Origin of the sequence: Bradyrhizobium sp. SZCCHNS1050 (genome assembly GCF_032484785.1) — a bacterium.
Classification (GTDB): Bacteria; Pseudomonadota; Alphaproteobacteria; order Rhizobiales; family Xanthobacteraceae; genus Bradyrhizobium.
Genome location: NZ_JAUETR010000004.1, coordinates 1 through 16,586, shown reverse-complemented (window position 1 = coordinate 16,586; position 16,586 = coordinate 1). Strand labels below are relative to the sequence as shown.

16 protein-coding genes and 1 tRNA gene are annotated in these 16,586 nt (G+C 65.0%); 7 read left to right on the top strand and 10 right to left on the bottom strand.

Annotated elements, in window-relative coordinates:
• The first annotated feature begins 61 nt into the window (after positions 1-61).
• The 5 genes from QX094_RS33600 (at position 62) to QX094_RS33580 (ending at position 3,446) form a co-directional block, all read left to right on the top strand.
• Complete coding sequence (locus QX094_RS33600) at positions 62-418, top strand: integration host factor subunit alpha (protein WP_315711462.1); 357 nt, start codon at positions 62-64, stop codon at positions 416-418.
• Positions 419-553: 135 nt separating this feature from the next.
• On the top strand, positions 554-1,117 hold the full coding sequence (locus tag QX094_RS33595; protein ID WP_315752911.1) for a MerR family transcriptional regulator: 564 nt from the start codon (positions 554-556) through the stop codon (positions 1,115-1,117).
• A 205-nt stretch (positions 1,118-1,322) separates the two neighbouring features.
• Positions 1,323-1,400 (top strand) — tRNA-Pro (locus tag QX094_RS33590).
• A gap of 187 nt (positions 1,401-1,587) precedes the next feature.
• Positions 1,588-2,463 carry a class I SAM-dependent methyltransferase gene (locus QX094_RS33585; protein ID WP_315711465.1) on the top strand — a complete coding sequence of 292 codons (876 nt, stop codon included), beginning with the start codon at positions 1,588-1,590 and terminating at the stop codon, positions 2,461-2,463.
• 101 nt (positions 2,464-2,564) lie between these two features.
• Positions 2,565-3,446 carry an AraC family transcriptional regulator gene (locus QX094_RS33580; protein ID WP_315752910.1) on the top strand — a complete coding sequence of 294 codons (882 nt, stop codon included), beginning with the start codon at positions 2,565-2,567 and terminating at the stop codon, positions 3,444-3,446.
• A gap of 528 nt (positions 3,447-3,974) precedes the next feature.
• On the opposite strand, the gene QX094_RS33575 is transcribed toward QX094_RS33580, so the two are convergent.
• The 8 genes from QX094_RS33575 to QX094_RS33540 form a co-directional block, all read right to left on the bottom strand.
• Positions 3,975-5,534 carry an oleate hydratase gene (locus QX094_RS33575; protein WP_316175214.1) on the bottom strand — a complete coding sequence of 520 codons (1,560 nt, stop codon included), beginning with the start codon at positions 5,532-5,534 and terminating at the stop codon, positions 3,975-3,977.
• Between the two features lie 115 nt (positions 5,535-5,649).
• Positions 5,650-7,209 (bottom strand): oleate hydratase, encoded by a 1,560-nt coding sequence (locus tag QX094_RS33570; RefSeq protein WP_316172051.1) that lies wholly within the window; start codon positions 7,207-7,209, stop codon positions 5,650-5,652.
• Positions 7,210-7,362: 153 nt separating this feature from the next.
• Positions 7,363-8,838, bottom strand: coding sequence for an ABC transporter ATP-binding protein (locus tag QX094_RS33565; protein WP_316188513.1), 1,476 nt, complete (start codon positions 8,836-8,838; stop codon positions 7,363-7,365).
• A 50-nt stretch (positions 8,839-8,888) separates the two neighbouring features.
• Positions 8,889-9,572 carry an isochorismatase family cysteine hydrolase gene (locus QX094_RS33560; protein ID WP_316172050.1) on the bottom strand — a complete coding sequence of 228 codons (684 nt, stop codon included), beginning with the start codon at positions 9,570-9,572 and terminating at the stop codon, positions 8,889-8,891.
• A 15-nt stretch (positions 9,573-9,587) separates the two neighbouring features.
• The gene (locus QX094_RS33555) at positions 9,588-10,514 is read right to left on the bottom strand and encodes an ABC transporter permease (RefSeq protein ID WP_315711472.1); all 927 of its coding nucleotides are present in this window, start codon (positions 10,512-10,514) and stop codon (positions 9,588-9,590) included.
• A 3-nt stretch (positions 10,515-10,517) separates the two neighbouring features.
• Entirely contained in the window at positions 10,518-11,627 is a 1,110-nt protein-coding gene (locus QX094_RS33550; RefSeq protein ID WP_316188490.1) for an ABC transporter permease, read from the bottom strand.
• A complete protein-coding gene (locus QX094_RS33545; protein WP_316188489.1) occupies positions 11,624-12,733 on the bottom strand; it encodes a BMP family ABC transporter substrate-binding protein in 1,110 nt (369 codons plus the stop codon). The genes QX094_RS33550 and QX094_RS33545 overlap by 4 nt, the downstream gene beginning before the upstream one ends.
• A gap of 401 nt (positions 12,734-13,134) precedes the next feature.
• Positions 13,135-13,290 carry a hypothetical protein gene (locus QX094_RS33540; RefSeq protein ID WP_315711478.1) on the bottom strand — a complete coding sequence of 52 codons (156 nt, stop codon included), beginning with the start codon at positions 13,288-13,290 and terminating at the stop codon, positions 13,135-13,137.
• Positions 13,291-13,514: 224 nt separating this feature from the next.
• Between QX094_RS33540 and QX094_RS33535 the strand changes: the two genes are divergently transcribed.
• Both QX094_RS33535 and QX094_RS33530 read left to right on the top strand, forming a co-directional pair.
• Positions 13,515-14,483: an SDR family NAD(P)-dependent oxidoreductase gene (locus QX094_RS33535; protein WP_315711480.1), complete on the top strand. Its 969-nt coding sequence runs from the start codon at positions 13,515-13,517 to the stop codon at positions 14,481-14,483.
• Between the two features lie 106 nt (positions 14,484-14,589).
• Positions 14,590-15,030 carry an endonuclease domain-containing protein gene (locus QX094_RS33530; RefSeq protein WP_316175217.1) on the top strand — a complete coding sequence of 147 codons (441 nt, stop codon included), beginning with the start codon at positions 14,590-14,592 and terminating at the stop codon, positions 15,028-15,030.
• A gap of 75 nt (positions 15,031-15,105) precedes the next feature.
• Here the strand turns inward: QX094_RS33530 and QX094_RS33525 are convergent, their stop codons facing one another.
• Both QX094_RS33525 and QX094_RS33520 read right to left on the bottom strand, forming a co-directional pair.
• A complete protein-coding gene (locus QX094_RS33525) occupies positions 15,106-15,582 on the bottom strand; it encodes a GcrA family cell cycle regulator (RefSeq protein WP_315711481.1) in 477 nt (158 codons plus the stop codon).
• An 86-nt stretch (positions 15,583-15,668) separates the two neighbouring features.
• Complete coding sequence (locus tag QX094_RS33520; protein WP_006614936.1) at positions 15,669-15,866, bottom strand: hypothetical protein; 198 nt, start codon at positions 15,864-15,866, stop codon at positions 15,669-15,671.
• Positions 15,867-16,586 lie beyond the last annotated feature (720 nt).

Genomic DNA, 16,586 nt, shown 5'->3' with positions numbered 1-16,586 from the left:
CACCGACGCTTAACCTCTTAATTTCCGGAGCGAATTATTCGCCGTGAGTTTGGGGCAGGCGATGGCGGGAACCGGAAAAACAGTCACACGCGTCGATCTCTGCGAGGCAGTCTACCAGAAGGTGGGGCTGTCGCGGACGGAGTCGTCTGCGTTCGTCGAGCTGGTCTTGAAGGAGATCACCGACTGCCTCGAGCGCGGCGAGACGGTCAAGCTATCGTCCTTCGGGTCGTTCATGGTGCGCAAGAAGGGACAGCGCATCGGACGAAACCCCAAGACCGGCACGGAAGTGCCGATCTCGCCGCGGCGGGTCATGGTGTTCAAGCCGTCCGCGATCCTGAAGCAGCGCATCAACGGCCAGCAGGGCAGCGGCAAGATGAACGGCGAGGCCAGCGCCGAGTTCGGCGCCGAGCCGGATTAGGGCCGAGGCCGTCGCCCCGCCGCATGTCGGCAGGGCCGTGTCGAACGCGTATCGTTCGTCCCGCGTACAGTTCGTCCAGTCTTTTCAGCGTAGTCTCCCACTTTCTTGTCAGCACGGTCGAAGGGGAACGGGCATTTGGACAAGGCGCCGGATGCGTTTCGGACGATCAGCGAGGTCGCGCAGGAGCTCGACATTCCGCAGCACGTGCTGCGGTTTTGGGAGACCCGGTTCGCCCAGATCAAGCCGATGAAGCGGAGCGGCGGCCGGCGCTATTACCGGCCCGACGACGTCGACCTGCTCAAGGGCATCCGGCGTCTGCTCTATGGCGAAGGCTACACCATCAAGGGTGTGCAGCGCATCCTGAAGGAGCACGGCGTCAAATCGGTCCAGGGACTGGCCGACAGCTCGGCCGCGGTCTCGTTTGGCGCGATGGAGGAGACGCTCGGCCAGGCGATGATGGAAGAGGAGCCGATCGGCGAGGCCGAGGTCGAATCGGAGGACGAGGAGGAGGAGGCTTCCGACGAGGAGGGCATCGACTTCCGCTTCGTCGACACCGAGGACGACATTCTCGACACCTTTCGCGTCGGCCCACCGACCCGCGCCGGCATGAAGCCGGAGGAGCGGGAGAAGCTCCAGGGCGTGCTCAAGGAGCTGGTCGACTGCCGCGCGCTGCTCGACCGGGCGATGAGGGAAGTCTGAGGGCGGGGCTGGTCGTCAGAATGCGCCAGCATGGCGGCAGGTGTCCGTTGCATTGAGCCACGCCGAGCGCCGCGAGTCGGCTGTGCACTCTCCACCGTTCTGGAAGGGGGCGGAGGGCCACGATCTCCGCTCCATCCGATCACACTATGAAACCCTCCCGCCGCGCCTTGCATCCCGCCCCGATCACGGCTAGAGGAACGGCCATCGGAGCGTGGCGCAGCCCGGTTAGCGCACTAGTCTGGGGGACTAGGGGTCGTGGGTTCGAATCCCGCCGCTCCGACCATTTTTCTCAAATCGCTGTATTTGACGTCGGCCGATGCGGTTTTGCGCGCACCTGCCACGACCGCTTCGTCCGTGAGATTGGCTTTTCAAGCTGCAGACCGCCCCCTAAACTCCCCGAACTGGGCGCCGCTGGACACTGTTCGAGCCGGCTCGTTTCATTTGTGAACTTTGTTGCCGAGACTTCCCTCATGGACGCCGCCGTCGCCGACATCTCCTTTGGGCATTTCGAGAACGCCGAGCAGATCGCCTTCTGGAACGGTGCGGGCGGCGGGCGCTGGGTCGCGCGCCGCGCCGAGATCGATGCGCTGCTGGCGCCGGTGCAGGAGGCGCTGCTGGAGCGCGCGGCAATTCAGGCGGACGAACGGGTGCTCGACATCGGCTGCGGTTGCGGGGCGACCTTGATCGCGGCGGCCGAGAAGGTCGGCCCCGGCGGCAGCGTGCTCGGCCTCGACGTGTCCGCAGCCATGCTGACCGCGGCCCACGAGCTCGCCCCTGCCGATGCGCCGGTGAGCTTCGTGCAAGGCGACGCCATGGTGCACCACTTCAAGGCCGCGAGCGCCGATCTCGTGATCTCGCGCCTCGGCGTCATGTACTTCGCCAATCCGGTGCGCGCCGTGCTCAACATCCGCAATGCGCTGCATTCGGAGGGGCGCGTCGCGTTCGCCTGCTGGGGCGAGCTGCGCGACAACCCGTGGGCGCTGGAGCCGCTGCAGGCGGCCTATGACCACGTGCCGAAGCTGCCGGGCTTGCCGCCGCACGCGCCGGACGATTTCGCGTTCGGTGCTCCCGAGTGGATGGAGAAGGTGACGACCGATGCCGGGCTGCGGCGCATCCGGCTGGAGCGTCACGACGTCGCGCTCGACTTCGGCGCGGGCGCCGGCCTCGATAGCGCGGTGCAGACGGCTCTCGCGATCGGGCCCGCCGGCCGTGCCGTGGCCGGGCAGTCGTCCGAGGCGGTGGAGGCCGCGACGGCCGCCGTGAGGAAGGCGTTGGCGCGCTACGCCAAGGGCCCGGGCGTCATGGTGCCCGCTTCGTTCTGGACCGTGACGGCCGTCGATCCGTGAAAGTCGGTCTTGATCACTGCGTCCCGTGACAAAGTCGCAAGATCGGTCGAGCGCGTCATGTCCGCCTGCGCTTAGCTGCAGCCGCCACGGAGCACGGAACGATGAAGGCGGCGCTGCGAAACTACCATGCGCGGATGCAGCGGGTGCTGGATCATATCGACCGGCATCTGGAGGATGATCTCGATCTGGACGCGCTGAGCAGCATCGCGGCCTACTCGAAATATCATTTCCACCGGCAGTTCACGGCGACCTTCGGTCTGTCCGTGAATCGCTACATCCAGCTCGCCCGCATGAAGCGGGCGTCCTATCAGCTGGCCTACAGCGATGCCCAAAGCGTCACCGAGGTCGCGATGGAGGCCGGCTACGATGCGCCGGACGCCTTTGCCCGCGCCTTTCGGCAACGGTTCGGGCAATCGCCGTCATCGTTCCGGAAATCTCCCGACTGGGAGCCGTGGCTTGCGGCCTTCGGGCCTCTCGACGACGCAAGGAGCAAGCTGATGCGGACGACCTATACCCCTGACGACGTGACGATTCGCGAGGTGCCGACCACGCCGGTGGCGATCATGGAGCATCGCGGCGACCCGGCCACGCTCGGCGCCACGATCCAGCGCTTCATCGCCTGGCGCAAGGCCGCCGGCCTACATCCCCGAGCCAATCCAACCTTCACGGTCTGGCGCTCCGAGCGTCGCCCGGCCTCGCCTGCCGACTACAGCGTGGACCTTTGTGTCGGGACCGACCAGCCGGTCGAAACGCAGGACGCGACAATCAGGGCCGGCGTGATCCCCGGCGGACGCTGCGCGGTGCTGCGTGTCGTCGGCAACACCCACAATCTGGAGCCGGCCGCGCTGTTCCTCTATCGCGACTGGCTTCCGGCCAGCGGCGAGGAGGCGCGTGACTTCCCGATCTATTGCCAGCGGCTGAACTTCTTCCCGGAGGTTCCCGAGCACGAAATGGCTGCGGACCTGTTCCTGCCGCTGAAATAGCGCCTGACGGCCGGATCCATCCTAAAAACTTGCAGCCAGGAGCCTTCTCAACCTTCGAGCCCCGCAGAAGGCGGCTCTGAAGGGGAGAGGGGCCTTCGTTGGAGCGATTCCTGTTCCATTCGGGAACCGCGATCGGCCATGTCCGTTAACGATCGAGCAGCTCAATTGAGGCCCCACACCCTGACATTGAACCTTTGCGCGCACGCGCGCACCAAACCTGTGTTCGGCTCGTTGTGGAGCCGGTTCCAGGAAATTTCAGACTGACATCGGGGTTCACCCCGATGTGCTGTTCATTGTCGTTGAAGGAGGCGCGTATGGTCCTCAGGACTTTGAAAGTTTCGCTGTCCGTTTTCGCCGCTGCAACCTCGGTGGTATCGCTGTTTGCCGTCAGCTGGGTCGGTCTCGCACTGCTCGGTTACTGACAATTCACGCAACAAGGATCGAGGCGCATCTGTGCCTCGCGAGACGGAAAGCGCGCCCGGATCGAGACTGATCCGGGCGCGCTCGTTCTTGCCGATGCGAGAGGCGCTATGCGAAGGCTTTCTCCATCGTCTCGATCAGCACGCGGAACGACTTGTCGTGGCGCGTGATCGGCGGGATCGCCCGGGTGATGCCGAGCAGCTGATAGACCGCCATCTGCGCCGCGCGCACCGAGTATTCCACCGTGAACACGACGTCGTCGGGGATCTCGACGAACTGGCTGACGAAGGCGAGGTTCTTCGAGTTCGCCGGCACCGGCAGCGGCCGGTCCGCCTTGTTGCGCGGCATGAACATGCTGGTGATGTAGGGCAGGCGGCAGGGCACGCAGGTCGCCTGGTCGAACACCGAGAGGTCGAAGTTGAGGTGGCCGCAGAGCTCCTTGAGAATGTCGGCGCCGCCGCAATCGGCCATCGCCTTCGGCACAAAATTGCCGATGCGGTCGGGATGCAGCGCGTAGCCCCAGAACACCTGCACGTCGGCAGGCTGATCGGCGAAATGCGGCTGGTGATACAGCACGACCGACATCAGCCAGTTGGATTCCGTGAAGGTGACGAGCCCGCCGGTGCCTGCGGCGTTGCCGCTGAACGCCTCCATCGCGTCGAAGAAGCGCGGATTGCGGCAGGTGACGGTGAACGATTCCCAGCAGGATTCCGGGATCGATGAGTTGAACGCGGCGGGATTGCCAAACTCGGGGCGGCCCTTCGCGATCTTCTCCCACAGCGTCCAGCCCTGGCTGTCCTGCTTGGTGAGCCGCGGCGGCGGTGCATCCTGGGTGCCCAGGCTGGTCGCGTCCGTCATCGAGCCGTTCTGCAGGAAGACGAGATCGTCGCTCGACAGCGCGATCGTTTCCGGCTGGCCGCTGCGATCCAGCATCAGGCGCTTGACGACGTGCTTGCCGGCTTCCGTCGCGATCTCCATGTCGGTGACGTCGACGCCGCCAGCGAAATTCACGCCACGGCCCTCCAGCCATTTGACGAGCGGCACGACGATCGCGTCGTACTGATTGAACACGGTGCGCTTGACGCCAGCCAGCGTCTCGATGCGCGGAAACTCGTTCATGAAGCGATGCAGATAGCGCTTGAACTCGACCGCGCTGTGCCAGGGCTGGAACGCGAACGTCGTCTGCCACATGAACCAGAAGTTCGTGGTGAAGAACGGCGGCGACAGCCAGTCGGTGATGCGGGAGTTGCCGAGCTTCTCCTCGGAGGCCTCGGTCAGCCGCACCAATTCGAGACGGTCCTGCATGGTGAAGCCCATGGTGGAGACGTCGACCTTGTGCCGGTTGCGGTCGACGAGGCGCGCCTGCGAATGCGCGACATGGACCTTGTTGAAGGCGATCGTCTCGTCGCGCACGGTGCGGTTGGGATCGCCGGCATCCGGGATGGTGGAGAGCAGGTCCCACGTGCACTCGTAGTGATCGGTCGTCAGCATGCGGCCGCCGCGCAGCGAATAGGAGCCGTCGGGCAGCCGCGCACCATCGAGACTGCCGCCATAGGGCAGGTGCTTTTCGAAGATCGTGATGTCGCGGCCTTCGACGCCGCCGTCACGGATCAGGAATGCCGCGCCGGCCAATGCGCCGATGCCGCTGCCGATGAAATACGCCTTCATGATGGTTCACCCGGGATCGTGTGCTACGATCCGGGGCTTAGCCGCTGTGTTCCCTCATGGAACTGATCCAGGTCAAGCGCTGCGACGCGCGGTGATCACGATCTCGCGTGGTCCGTCAGGCGAATGATTTCACCACCGACTGCAGCAGCACCTTCAGCGATTTGTCGTAGGGCGTCACGGGCGGAATGGCCCGGTCGATCTTCAAGAGCTGATAGACCGCATGCATGGCCGCGCGCACCGAATATTCGATCGTGAAAACGGCGTCCTCAGGCAGCTCGACATATTGGCCGATGAAGGCGAGATTCTGCGAGGTGAGCGGCACCGGTAGCGGCCGGTCGCCATAGCTGCGCGGCATGAACATGCTCATGATGTAGGGCATCCAGCACGGCACGCAGGTCGCCTCGTCGAACACGGTGAGCGCGAAGCGCAGATGCCCGCACAGCTCCTTCAGGATTTCGGCGCCGCTGCACTCGGACATCGGCTTCCCCACGAAATTGCCGACGCGGTCGGGATAAAGCCCATAGCCCCAGAAGATCCTGATGTTGTCGGGCTGGTCCGGAAAGTATGGCTGGGTGTAGAGCACGATCGACATCCGCCAGTTCGAATCCGTGAACGTCACGAGCCCGCCGGTGCCGGCGACATTGCCGGTGAAAGTCTGCATCGCATCGAAGAAGCGCGCATTGCGGCAGGTCACCGTGAACGACTCGAAGCTCGATTCCGGGACCGATGAATTGAACGCGGCCGGATTGCCGAACTCGGGGCGGCCCTGTGCGAGCTTCTCCCACAGGGTCCAGCCGTGGCTGTCGTCCTTGGTGAGCTGTTGCGGCGGAGCCCCGTGGCTGCCGAGGCTGGTCGCATCCGTCATGGAGCCGGCCGTGTAGAACACCAGATCGTCGTCGGCGAGATCGATCGTGCGGCTCGCGCCGTCCTGCGTCAGAGCAAGCCTGACGGCGCGGTGCTTGCCGCTGATGGTGACGAGCTCGATATCGGTGACATCCGTGCCACCGACGAAGTTGACGCCGTGGCCTTCGAGCCAGCGGACCAGCGGCTTGACGATCGAGTCGTTCTGATTGTGCACCGTCCGCTTGACGCCGCCAAGCGTATCCATCATCGGGAATTCGTTCATGAAGCGGCGCAGATAGCGCCTGAACTCGACCGCGCTGTGCCAGGTCTGGAAGGCAAACGTCGTCTGCCACATGTACCAGAAATTGGTGGTGAAGAAAGGCGGCGACAGCCAGTCCGAGATCAAGGAATTGCCGAGCTTCTCCTCGGAGGCCTCGGTGAGCCTGGTCATCTCGATGCGGTCCTGCATCGAGAAGCCCATGGTGGAGACGTCGACCTTGTGCCGGTTGCCGTCGACCAGCCGCGCCTGCGCGTGGGTGACGTGGAGCTTGTTGAACGCCACGGTCTCCTGGAGGATGGTCTCCTGAGCGTTGGTTTCGCAGGGAATGGTCGACAGCAGGTCCCAAGTGCATTCGTATTGCTCGGTCGTCAGCATGCGCCCGCCGCGCATCGAGTAGGAGCCGTCCGGAAGACGCGTGCCGTCGAGGCTGCCGCCATAGGGCAGGCGCTTCTCGAAGACGGTGATGTCCGATCCGGAGATGCCGCCGTCGCGGATCATGAATGCTGCGCCTGAGAGCGAACCGATGCCGCCGCCGATGAAATAGGCCTTCATGAGACCGACCTGCAACCTAAGGGTTTGAAACACAATAACGAAAATGCGGGCAGGCGCGGCGTATCACAGGCCGATCAAAGCCCGCCGGGAGCCATGTTACCCCGGCGCGATGAATTAGTCGTCAACACGTTGAAGTCGTTTCGCGGGGCCGGCTCAATGCCCCGCCATGTGGCGGCCGATCTCGGTGAGATCGGCACCGCTCGCCCGGGTCTCGTAGACCAGCTGGCCGTGGAACATCACCACGAGGCGGTCCGACAGTTCGAGCAGCTCGTCGAGGTCCTCGCTGACCAGGAGCACGGCTGCGCCGCGGTTGCGGGCGGCCATGATCTCGGCATGGATCTGCGCCACCGCCGCGAAGTCGAGGCCGAAGCAGGGATTGGCGGCGATCAGCACCTCGACGTCGTGGCCGAGCTCGCGCGCCAGCACGGCGCGCTGCACGTTGCCGCCTGAGAGTGCCGAGATCGGCGTGTCCGGCGTGCGGGTCTTGATCTTGTAGCGGTTGATCTTGGCGGTCGCGTCCTTTCGGAAGGCGGACTTGTTCAGCCAACAGCCGCCGCGCGCGAACGGAGCGCGGTCGAACTCGCGGAGCGCGATGTTGTCTGCGACGCTCATGCCGCCGACGCAGGCGTTCCTCAGTGGCTCCTCGGGGAGCAGCGACATCTTGTGCCGGCGCATCTCGTCGCGCGTGGCGGAATAGGCTGCGCCGGAAACTCTGACAGCGCCGCTCTCGGCCTCGCGCTGGCCGGCGAGCACCTCGACCAGCTGGCGCTGGCCGTTGCCGGAGACGCCGGCGATGCCGACGATCTCGCCGGCGCGTACGGTCAGCGACAGGTCATGCACTGCCAGGCCTCCGGCGTCGTCGCGGGCGACCAGCTTGTCGATCGCGAGCCTGATCGCACCGGCCTCGCCGGTGCGCGCCGGCTGTACGGTGAGCTGCTCGGCGCCGATCATCATCCGCGCCATGTCGTCGGGGGTGAGCTCGCCGACCTTGCCGCGGCCGGCGAGCTTGCCGCGCCGGAGGATCGTGACCTCGTCGGCGAACGCCATGACCTCGCGGAATTTGTGGGTGATCATCAAAATGGTCAGCTCGCCGGCCTCGACCATCTTGCGCAGCATGCCCAGGACTTCATCCGCCTCGCCCGGCGTCAGCACCGAGGTCGGCTCGTCCAGGATCAGGAAGCGCCGCTTCAGATAGAGCTGCTTGAGGATCTCGCATTTCTGCCGCTCGCCGGCGGAGATGTCCGACACTTTGGCGTCGAGCGGCACGCGGAACGGCATGCGCGCCAGGAAGGTCTCCAGCTCCTTCTTCTCCTTGGCCCAGTTGACCACTGCCGGTACGTCGTCACGCGCCAGCACCAGGTTCTCGGCCACCGTCATCGCCGGTACCAGCGTGAAGTGCTGGTAGACCATGCCGAGGCCGAGCGCATGCGCATCCCTGGGGTTGTCGATTGCGCGCTCGCGCTCGGCGATCAGCACATCGCCCTCGGTCGGCCGATAGTAGCCCATGATGCATTTGACCAAGGTCGACTTGCCGGCGCCGTTCTCGCCGAGCAGCGCGTGGAACGAGCCGGGCCTGACCTTCAGCTCGACATTGTCGAGCGCGGTGAACGCGCCGAAGCGCATCGTCATCGCGATGGCCTCGACGCCGAACGCGCCCGCAGGCGTCGGATCGTCGCCGATCACGACAGCGCCTCGATCAGCGCGGAGGAGGTCGCGACCGCGCCGAACACGCCGCCCTGCATCTTGATCATCTTCAGCGCGTGATCGTGATTGCCCTTGTCGGTGGCGCCGCAGCAGTCCGACAGCAGCACGCATTCGAAGCCGCGGTCATTGGCTTCGCGCATCGTGGTGTGGACGCACACGTCGGTGGTGATGCCGGTCAGCACGATGTTCTGGATGCCCTTGAGGCGCAGGATCAGCTCGAGGTCGGTGGCGCAGAACGAGCCCTTGCCGGGCTTGTCGATGACGATCTCGCCCGGAGCCGGCGCGAGTTCGGGAATGATCTCCCAGCCCGGCTCGCCGCGCACCAGGATGCGGCCGCACGGCCCGGGATCGCCGATCCCGGCGCCGATCTGCTGCGAGCGCCAGCGCTTGTTGGCGGGCAGGTCGGAGAGATCGGTGCGGTGGCCCTCGCGGGTGTGGATGATCAGGAAGCCCTGCGCGCGCATCACCGTCAGCAGCGTCTTGATCGGCTCGATGGGGGCGCGGGTCAAGGAGAGGTCATAGCCCATCTTGTCGACATAGCCGCCGACGCCGCAGAAGTCGGTCTGCATGTCGATCACGATCAGTGCCGTGTTCTCTGGACGGAGATCGCCGTTGTAGGGCCAGGCATAGGGCTCGGAGCGGATGGTGCGCGCGGTCATGATGGACCTCCGAAATCAGCGGGTGATGGACAATTCAGCCGGCGCGCCGCTCAGGGTGCGTTTCGGCGAGCAGGTGATGATCATGATCAGCAGCGTCAGGATATACGGCGCGGCATTGAACAGATGATAGCCGGAGGTGACGCCGACGGATTGCAGCGCCGGTCCGAGCGCGGCAGCACCGCCGAACGCCAGCGAGGCCCACAGGCACAGCATCGGGTCCCAGCGTGCGAAGATCACCAGCGCCACCGCCGTGATGCCTTGTCCCGACGACAAGCCCTCGTTCCAGCTGCCGGGATAGAACAGCGACAGGAACGAGCCGCCGATGCCGGCGAGGAAGCCGCCGGCCATGGTGGCGCGCAGTCGGATCATCAGCACCGAATGGCCCATCGCCCGCGCTGCGTCGGCGCTCTCGCCGGCAGTGCGGATCAGGAGGCCCCAGCGCGTGGTCTTGAATGCCCACAGCAGCAACGGCGCGAGTCCCACGCCAAGCAGGAACAGCACGTTGATGCGCAGCGCGGCGCGAACCTGCGCCACGTCGCTCCACCAGCCGAAATCGATCGCCGGCAGCCGCGCGGCGGTGGGCTCGATCAGCGGCTTGCCGAGGAAGAAGGCGAGGCCGGTGCCGAACAGCATCAGCGAGATTCCTACCGCGACGTCGTTGACGCGCGGCAGCGAGCAGATGCCGGCGTGGAGCGCGCCGAGCAGCGCGCCGGTGAGGCCAGCGGCGAGCACGCCTGCCCACGGCGATCCCGTGAGATAGGAGATGCCATAGGCGCTCATTGCGCCCATCACCAGGGTGCCCTCGAGGCCGAGATTGATGCGGCCCGAACGCTCGGTGATGCATTCCCCTAGGCTCACGAACAGGAACGGCGTGGAGACGCGGATGGCGCCGCCGAGCACCGCGAGCGGCACGGTCCAGAGCCCGATATTGCCGTCAGCCATGGATCAGGACTTTCCCTTGAGGAAACCGATGCGGCCGTAGAGCGCGTCGCTCGCCAGCACCGAGATGAAGATGATGCCCTGAAGCCCCAGCACCGAGGCGTCGGGCAGGCCGAGCCGGCGCTGCAGCAGTCCGCCCGACGCATTGATGCCGCCGAGCAGGATCGCGACCGGAATGATGGCGAGCGGATTCTGCCGCGCCAGGAACGCCACGAGGATGCCGGTGAAGCCGTAGCCGACCGCGAGGTTGGCGTTGGTGCGGCCCTGCACGGCGGCGACCTCGACCATGCCGGCAAGGCCGGCGCAGGCGCCGGCGAGAAAGCAGACGGTGAGGATCAATTTGCCGACCGACAGACCGACGATCTTGGCGGCGCGGATGTTGCCGCCGGCGACGCGCGCGGCAAAGCCGAAGGTGGTGTGGTAGATCAGCACATAGGCCGCGATGGCGGCAATCAGGCCGAATACCAGGCCCCAATGCACGTCGGTGCCGGGAATGCTGCCGATCATGTTGGCGGCGCCGATCTCGCGCGTCGACGGCTTGTTGAGGCTGGCCGGATCGCGCATCGCGCCTTCGACGAGATGGTTGAGGATCGCGAGCGCGATATAGACCAGCAGCAGGCTCGAGATCGTCTCGTTGACACCGCGATACTGCCGCAAGGCCCCGGACAGCAGGATCCACAACCCGCCGCCGGTCATGCCGGCGATCACCATCGCGATCTGCACCATCAGCGGCGGCATGCCCTGCAGCGCCAGCGCCGCCGAGGTTGCCGAGAGCGCGCCGATCAGCAGCGCGCCTTCGCCGCCGATGATCACCATGCCCAATTGCGCGGGCAGGGCGGTGCACAGCGCTGTCAGGATCAAGGGAGCTGCCCGCGTCAGCGTGTTCTGCCAGGAGAACAAGGTGCCGAACGCGCCGTAATACATGTACCAATAGAGATCGAGCGGGTTCTTGCCGAACAGCGCGACGAAGATGCCGAACACGATGAGCGCGGCGACCAGCGCCGCGCCCGGGATGAGAATGTATTCAATGCTCGCGCCATAACGTTGCAGGAAACCTGCGTCGGCGGCCGGCGCGATGGCGGCCGCATCAACCGGATCGGCCGCCTCCGATGTCACGACGTGGCTCCGATCACGCCCTCGACCAGGTAGTCCATCTTCTCGAGCTCAGGATCCTTCTGGCCGCGCTCGGTGCCGGCGGTGATCACGGTGTTGCCCTTGTTGTCCTTGATCGGGCCCTTGAAGATGGTGTAGCCCTCACCGAGGAACTTGCTCTTGATGTCGTCGGCATGCTTGCGCGCCTGCTCGGACACCGCCTCGCCATACGCCGAGATCTTGACCACTTCTTCCTTGAGGCCGCCGCGATAGAAGTTCGGAATGCTCTCGCCAGCCTGGAGCATCTTGACGAACTTCGGATACAGCGCTTCCCAATTCCATTCTGCGCCCGTGAGATACGCTTTCGGTGCCAAAGGCGACTGGTTGACGTGATAGCCGGTGACGAAGGCGCCGCGGCGCGCGGCATTCTCCACCATCGTCTTGGGACCATCGACATGGCAGGTCAGCACGTCGACGCCCTGGTCGATCAGGCTGTTGGTGGCCTCGGCCTCCTTGACCGGCATCGACCAGTCGCCGGTGAAGATCACCTGCGTGGTGGCCTTGGGATTGGCGAGCTTGGCGCCGAGCGTGAAGGCGTTGATGTTGCGCAGGACCTGCGGGATCGGCTTGGCGGCGACGAAGCCGAGCTTGCCGCTCTTGCTCGTATAGCCGGCGACGATACCGGCAATGTATTGCGCCTCGTCGATATAACCGAAATAGGAGCCGGCGTTCTTCGGGTCCTTCTCGCTCCACAGGCCGCCGCAGTGTTCGAAGCGCAGCTTCGGATACTTCGCGGCCATCTTGATCATGTGCGGATTGTAGTAGCCGAACGAGGTCGGGAAGAGCAGCGTGGCGCCGTCGAGATTGATCATCGACTCGATCGTCTTCTCGACCGCGTCGGTCTCCGGCACCTTCTCCTCTTCGATCACCTTCAGCCCGGGCAGCTTCTTCAGCGCCGTCGCGCCTTGCGCATGCGCCTGGTTGTAGCCGTAGTCGTCGCGCGAGCCGACATAAATGAAGCCGATCGTCGTCTCCGCTGCGAAGGCCGGCCGCAGGCCCGCGGCTGCGCCGAGCGTCAGCGCCGCGCCACCCTGCAACAGATGCCGTCGTGAAATCCTGCCAAAGTCCATTGGTGAGCTCCCTCGGCGGGTCGGTCCGCCCGCGCTGTCATCTCGGCTTCACCGCCACGGCGGAGCCTTGAAGGGAGTGATCGCAAGCTTTGTGCCAGCGGCGCGCGGGAAGGCAGGCGCACCAAGCTGTTGAAATGGCAACATTTTGCAGATGATCGCAGCTTAGGCAGACGAATTTCCTGCCTGATATCAGCCTAAAATTTAGTCAATTGACTTTAATTGTATGCAACGAGTTCGACCGGATGGGACCTGTACCGCTGCCTGCGACGCGGCGGCGGCCTCCAGCTCAAAGCGGTGCAGAACGAACGTCGCGGCGAGGAGGAGCGGCGGCGCAATCGTCCTGCGCAGGCCGATCGCCGGTGGCGAGCCTTTTCATATCTGCTGCAGACGGTCTCGGGGTCTCAGATCCCGAGCAGCCAGACCGCGACGATGGTGCCGATCACTGCGAGCCCGCTGATCGTCCAGCCCGTCACATAGGCGCCGTCGTCAGATCCCGCGGGATCGACCATCGTGTCGCGCCAGCCTTCGTCCTGCCAGTGCCCCTGTTGGTACGCCATGCGAACCTCCTCGAGCCTGCCTCCCCGTGGAATAAGTCGGACGCCCCTCGAGAAGGTTCAACCCCAAGCTGAAATCTTCGTTGCATGCGCTGCAACGCAAATCCCCGACATCCCCTCTGGTCAGGCCGGCGAAACGTCCTAAGCTCGGAACGCGTTCCGCGAAGAGAACGAGCAAGTCGCCGGGACGGCATGGCCGTCCCGCAGCAGGGAAGGAAGACCATCCAATGAAGGATTTCGCCGGCAGGATCGCCGTGATCACCGGGGGCGGCACGGGCATGGGCCGCGAGCTCGCGCGCCAGCTCGTTGCCGAAGGCTGCAACGTCGCCATGTGCGACGTCTCGGCCGAGGCGATGGCCGAAACCAAGCGGCTGTGCGAGGCCGAGAAGCTGCCGCAGGGCCTGCGTGTCACCACCCATGTCGCCGACGTCTCGATCGAAGCGCAGCTGCAGCGCTTTCGCGATGAGCTCGCCGAGCAGCAGGCCACGGACAGGATCCACCTGCTGTTCAACAATGCCGGCATCGGCGGCGGCGGCAGCCTGTTCACCAACTCCCGGGAGCAGTGGGAGCGCACCTTCAACATCTGCTGGGGCGGCGTCTATCTCGGCGTCCGCACCTTCCTGCCGATGCTGCTGAAGGCAGACGAGGCCCATATCGTCAACACCTCGAGCGTCAACGGCTTCTGGGCCTCGGTCGGCATGGGCGTCTCGCACACCGCCTACAGCGCCGCAAAGTTCGCGGTGAAGGGATTTACCGAAGCGCTGATCAACGACCTCCGCCTCAACGCCCCGCACATCAAATGCTCGGTGGTGATGCCCGGCCACATCGGCACCTCGATCGTGTCGAACTCGCGCAAGGTGCAGAGCGGCACCGAGTCAGACGAGCTGAGCGAGACCGAGATCGGGCTTGCGCGCCAGCGCATGAAGGGCATGGGCATCGACGTCGCCGCCATGAGCGATGCCGACATCCAGGCTGCCGCCCGCGAGCGCGCCCGCAGCTTCCTCGAGGACGCCCCGACCACGGCGGCACAGGCGGCGAAGATCATCCTTGACGGCGTCAAGGCCGAGCAATGGCGCATCCTCGTCGGCGAGGACGCCAAGCTGCTGGACCTGCGCGTCCGCCAGTCGCCGGAGCAGGCCTACGAGCCCGAGTTCTTCCAGCGCTTCGCGCAGGAGGCGGGGTGGAAGCTGGGGTAGGGGATTGTTGTTAGTTAAAGATCGCTGCTCTCGCTACGCAGACGGTGAGCTCCCCTCCCCCTTGCGGGGAGGGGTCGGGGGTGGGGGTCCACGAGTCCCGCTGCCAATGATGAAACCGGATGCCATGGACGACAGCCGACGATCCTTCGCCCGCCACATGCGCGCCGAGCCAACCGAAGCCGAGCGCGTCCTCTGGCAGCATCTTCGCAACGACCTCAAGCTGGCGGGCTCTCACTTCCGCCGCCAGGCGCAGATTGGTCCCTTCGTCGTCGACTTCGCTAGCCGCAAAGCGAAGCTGGTGATCGAAGTTGATGGTGGCCAGCATGACTGGCGGAAAGAAGAGGACGCTGTGCGCACCAGGCAGCTCGAAGCCGCCGGCTATCGCGTTCTTCGCTTCTGGAACAATGACGTGCTGGGCAACATTCGAAGGTGTGCTTCACGAAGTCCGGTGCGCGTGGACCCCACCCCCGACCCCTCCCCGCAAGGGGGAGGGGAGACGAGACCGCCGCGCCGTCCCCGCAGAACGCGGAGACTTAGCAAGGCGTAGCGCGTCAGCTAGCTCTATGCGGGCTCTGCTGCCCGCGCGGGGAAGGCTCCGACAAGGAGCTCGGCAGATTGTTGCCTACCGCGACGACGCCACCCGGTACGCCATCCGCGTGTGGCTCGGGCAATACGGCAGCCCCTCGATCGGCTTCGATCCGCAGAAGCAGAAATCATCCGCGCCGGGCGTCGAGATCGGCCAGCGGCAGCGTTCCTTAGAGAGCTCGAACAGCGAGCAGCCGTTTACGACGGTGCCGACCGGCTCCTCGACGATCACAGGCGGCGGGTCGTTCTGGACCGCGCGCAGGATGCGGCGACGCAGCTTCGGCACGGGACGGCGTGCGCCATCGCGTGTCGTCTCGGCGCGCACCACGCGCCTGGTGTCGCCGCCATTGTCGCGCGTCAGCGCCAGGCGGGAGATCTTGCCGATCACGGCGTTGCGGCTGACGCCAAGCTCGGCGGCGATCTCTCGGCAGGTCAGCCCGGCCTCAAAGTGCTGCTTCAGGGCCTGGAGCCGTTCCTCGGTCCAGGTGGGGAGTGTCTGTCGTTCGGCGGGCATTGTTGTCGCTTCCAAGTTTGATCCGTCCTGGATCGTCCTGGCCGACGGCTGCACCGAAACTGTTGTCCGCGTTGCGTGTCCCTAGCTTACGCCCGTCCGTTGTCGCGAATCGACAGCAGCCCATCCTTGATGGCGAGCCGGATGCCTTCTTCAATCAACGTTCTGCAGACACCCGGAACGCTGGTGCCGTGGGTTCCCTGTTTCACGAGCTTTTCGAGATAGCCGATGGTTGCCAGGGCTAGGGTTACGGGGATGCGGTCAGTTTCGGCTTTTTCCGTCGCCATGCCTAAAAGCTAGTCCGTAACCGGTGTACAGAAAAGTAACTTTTTAGACTCTATTAGGAATCCAATAGGTTGTACAGCGGCTTGGGGATAACTGGTTAAGATATTGAATTTTATCGTAATATGACGAATCGGCGAGGTCGCGATGGTGACTCTCCGCCCGCTCGGCGAGTCCGGGGCCGGAATGGTACGGGAAAGCAAGGGCCGGGAAGATTCGCGTTAGCCGCGGTGCCCGATGGTCGCTTCAACCACCGCCGTGCCGCGGCGCCTGCTTCGGGATCCCCTTGGTGAATTTTAAGCAGAGCAGGCAGACGGGTCATCGCGGTCACGGCGAGAAAAGTTCGTCATTCCAGAAATAACGCTTTCGCTTTTCCGGAAATTGTGCTTTGGATGCCGCCATCCCGCCTCACTCGGAAGGGGCGTTGCGCGCGATCGTCACGACACGCGAGGCGGGGAGCGATGGCCGCGATGGAGCCGCAGCGTATCCTCTCGGGTGCGCGGACGAACGGCTCGGCGCGGACGTGAAGTCGCAGCGTGCTGACACCCCGACGCTGGTGTTACCCGCGCAACGCGCTCTGCGCGTTGTCGCGATCGCGACGAGGCTTCGCCTCGCGCGGAGGTGGCCAACAAGCCCGGCGCACCAGGCAGACTGCGTATAAGCGTGAAGACCATCGCGCAGGGAAGGCCGGGCGTTCTCGGCTGCACCTGTGGTACCTGCCGCCT

Coding starts and splice junctions, on each gene's coding strand:
- QX094_RS33535 (WP_315711480.1), top strand. CDS start 13,515: ATGAAGGATTTCGCCGGCAGGATCGCCGTGATCACCGGGGGCGGCACG.
- QX094_RS33585 (WP_315711465.1), top strand. CDS start 1,588: ATGGACGCCGCCGTCGCCGACATCTCCTTTGGGCATTTCGAGAACGCC.
- QX094_RS33560 (WP_316172050.1), bottom strand. CDS start 9,572: ATGACCGCGCGCACCATCCGCTCCGAGCCCTATGCCTGGCCCTACAAC.
- QX094_RS33545 (WP_316188489.1), bottom strand. CDS start 12,733: ATGGACTTTGGCAGGATTTCACGACGGCATCTGTTGCAGGGTGGCGCG.
- QX094_RS33540 (WP_315711478.1), bottom strand. CDS start 13,290: ATGGCGTACCAACAGGGGCACTGGCAGGACGAAGGCTGGCGCGACACG.
- QX094_RS33530 (WP_316175217.1), top strand. CDS start 14,590: ATGATGAAACCGGATGCCATGGACGACAGCCGACGATCCTTCGCCCGC.
- QX094_RS33575 (WP_316175214.1), bottom strand. CDS start 5,534: ATGAAGGCGTATTTCATCGGCAGCGGCATCGGCGCATTGGCCGGCGCG.
- QX094_RS33600 (WP_315711462.1), top strand. CDS start 62: ATGGCGGGAACCGGAAAAACAGTCACACGCGTCGATCTCTGCGAGGCA.
- QX094_RS33570 (WP_316172051.1), bottom strand. CDS start 7,209: ATGAAGGCCTATTTCATCGGCGGCGGCATCGGTTCGCTCTCAGGCGCA.
- QX094_RS33520 (WP_006614936.1), bottom strand. CDS start 15,866: ATGGCGACGGAAAAAGCCGAAACTGACCGCATCCCCGTAACCCTAGCC.
- QX094_RS33525 (WP_315711481.1), bottom strand. CDS start 15,582: ATGCCCGCCGAACGACAGACACTCCCCACCTGGACCGAGGAACGGCTC.
- QX094_RS33580 (WP_315752910.1), top strand. CDS start 2,565: ATGAAGGCGGCGCTGCGAAACTACCATGCGCGGATGCAGCGGGTGCTG.
- QX094_RS33555 (WP_315711472.1), bottom strand. CDS start 10,514: ATGGCTGACGGCAATATCGGGCTCTGGACCGTGCCGCTCGCGGTGCTC.
- QX094_RS33565 (WP_316188513.1), bottom strand. CDS start 8,838: ATGACGATGCGCTTCGGCGCGTTCACCGCGCTCGACAATGTCGAGCTG.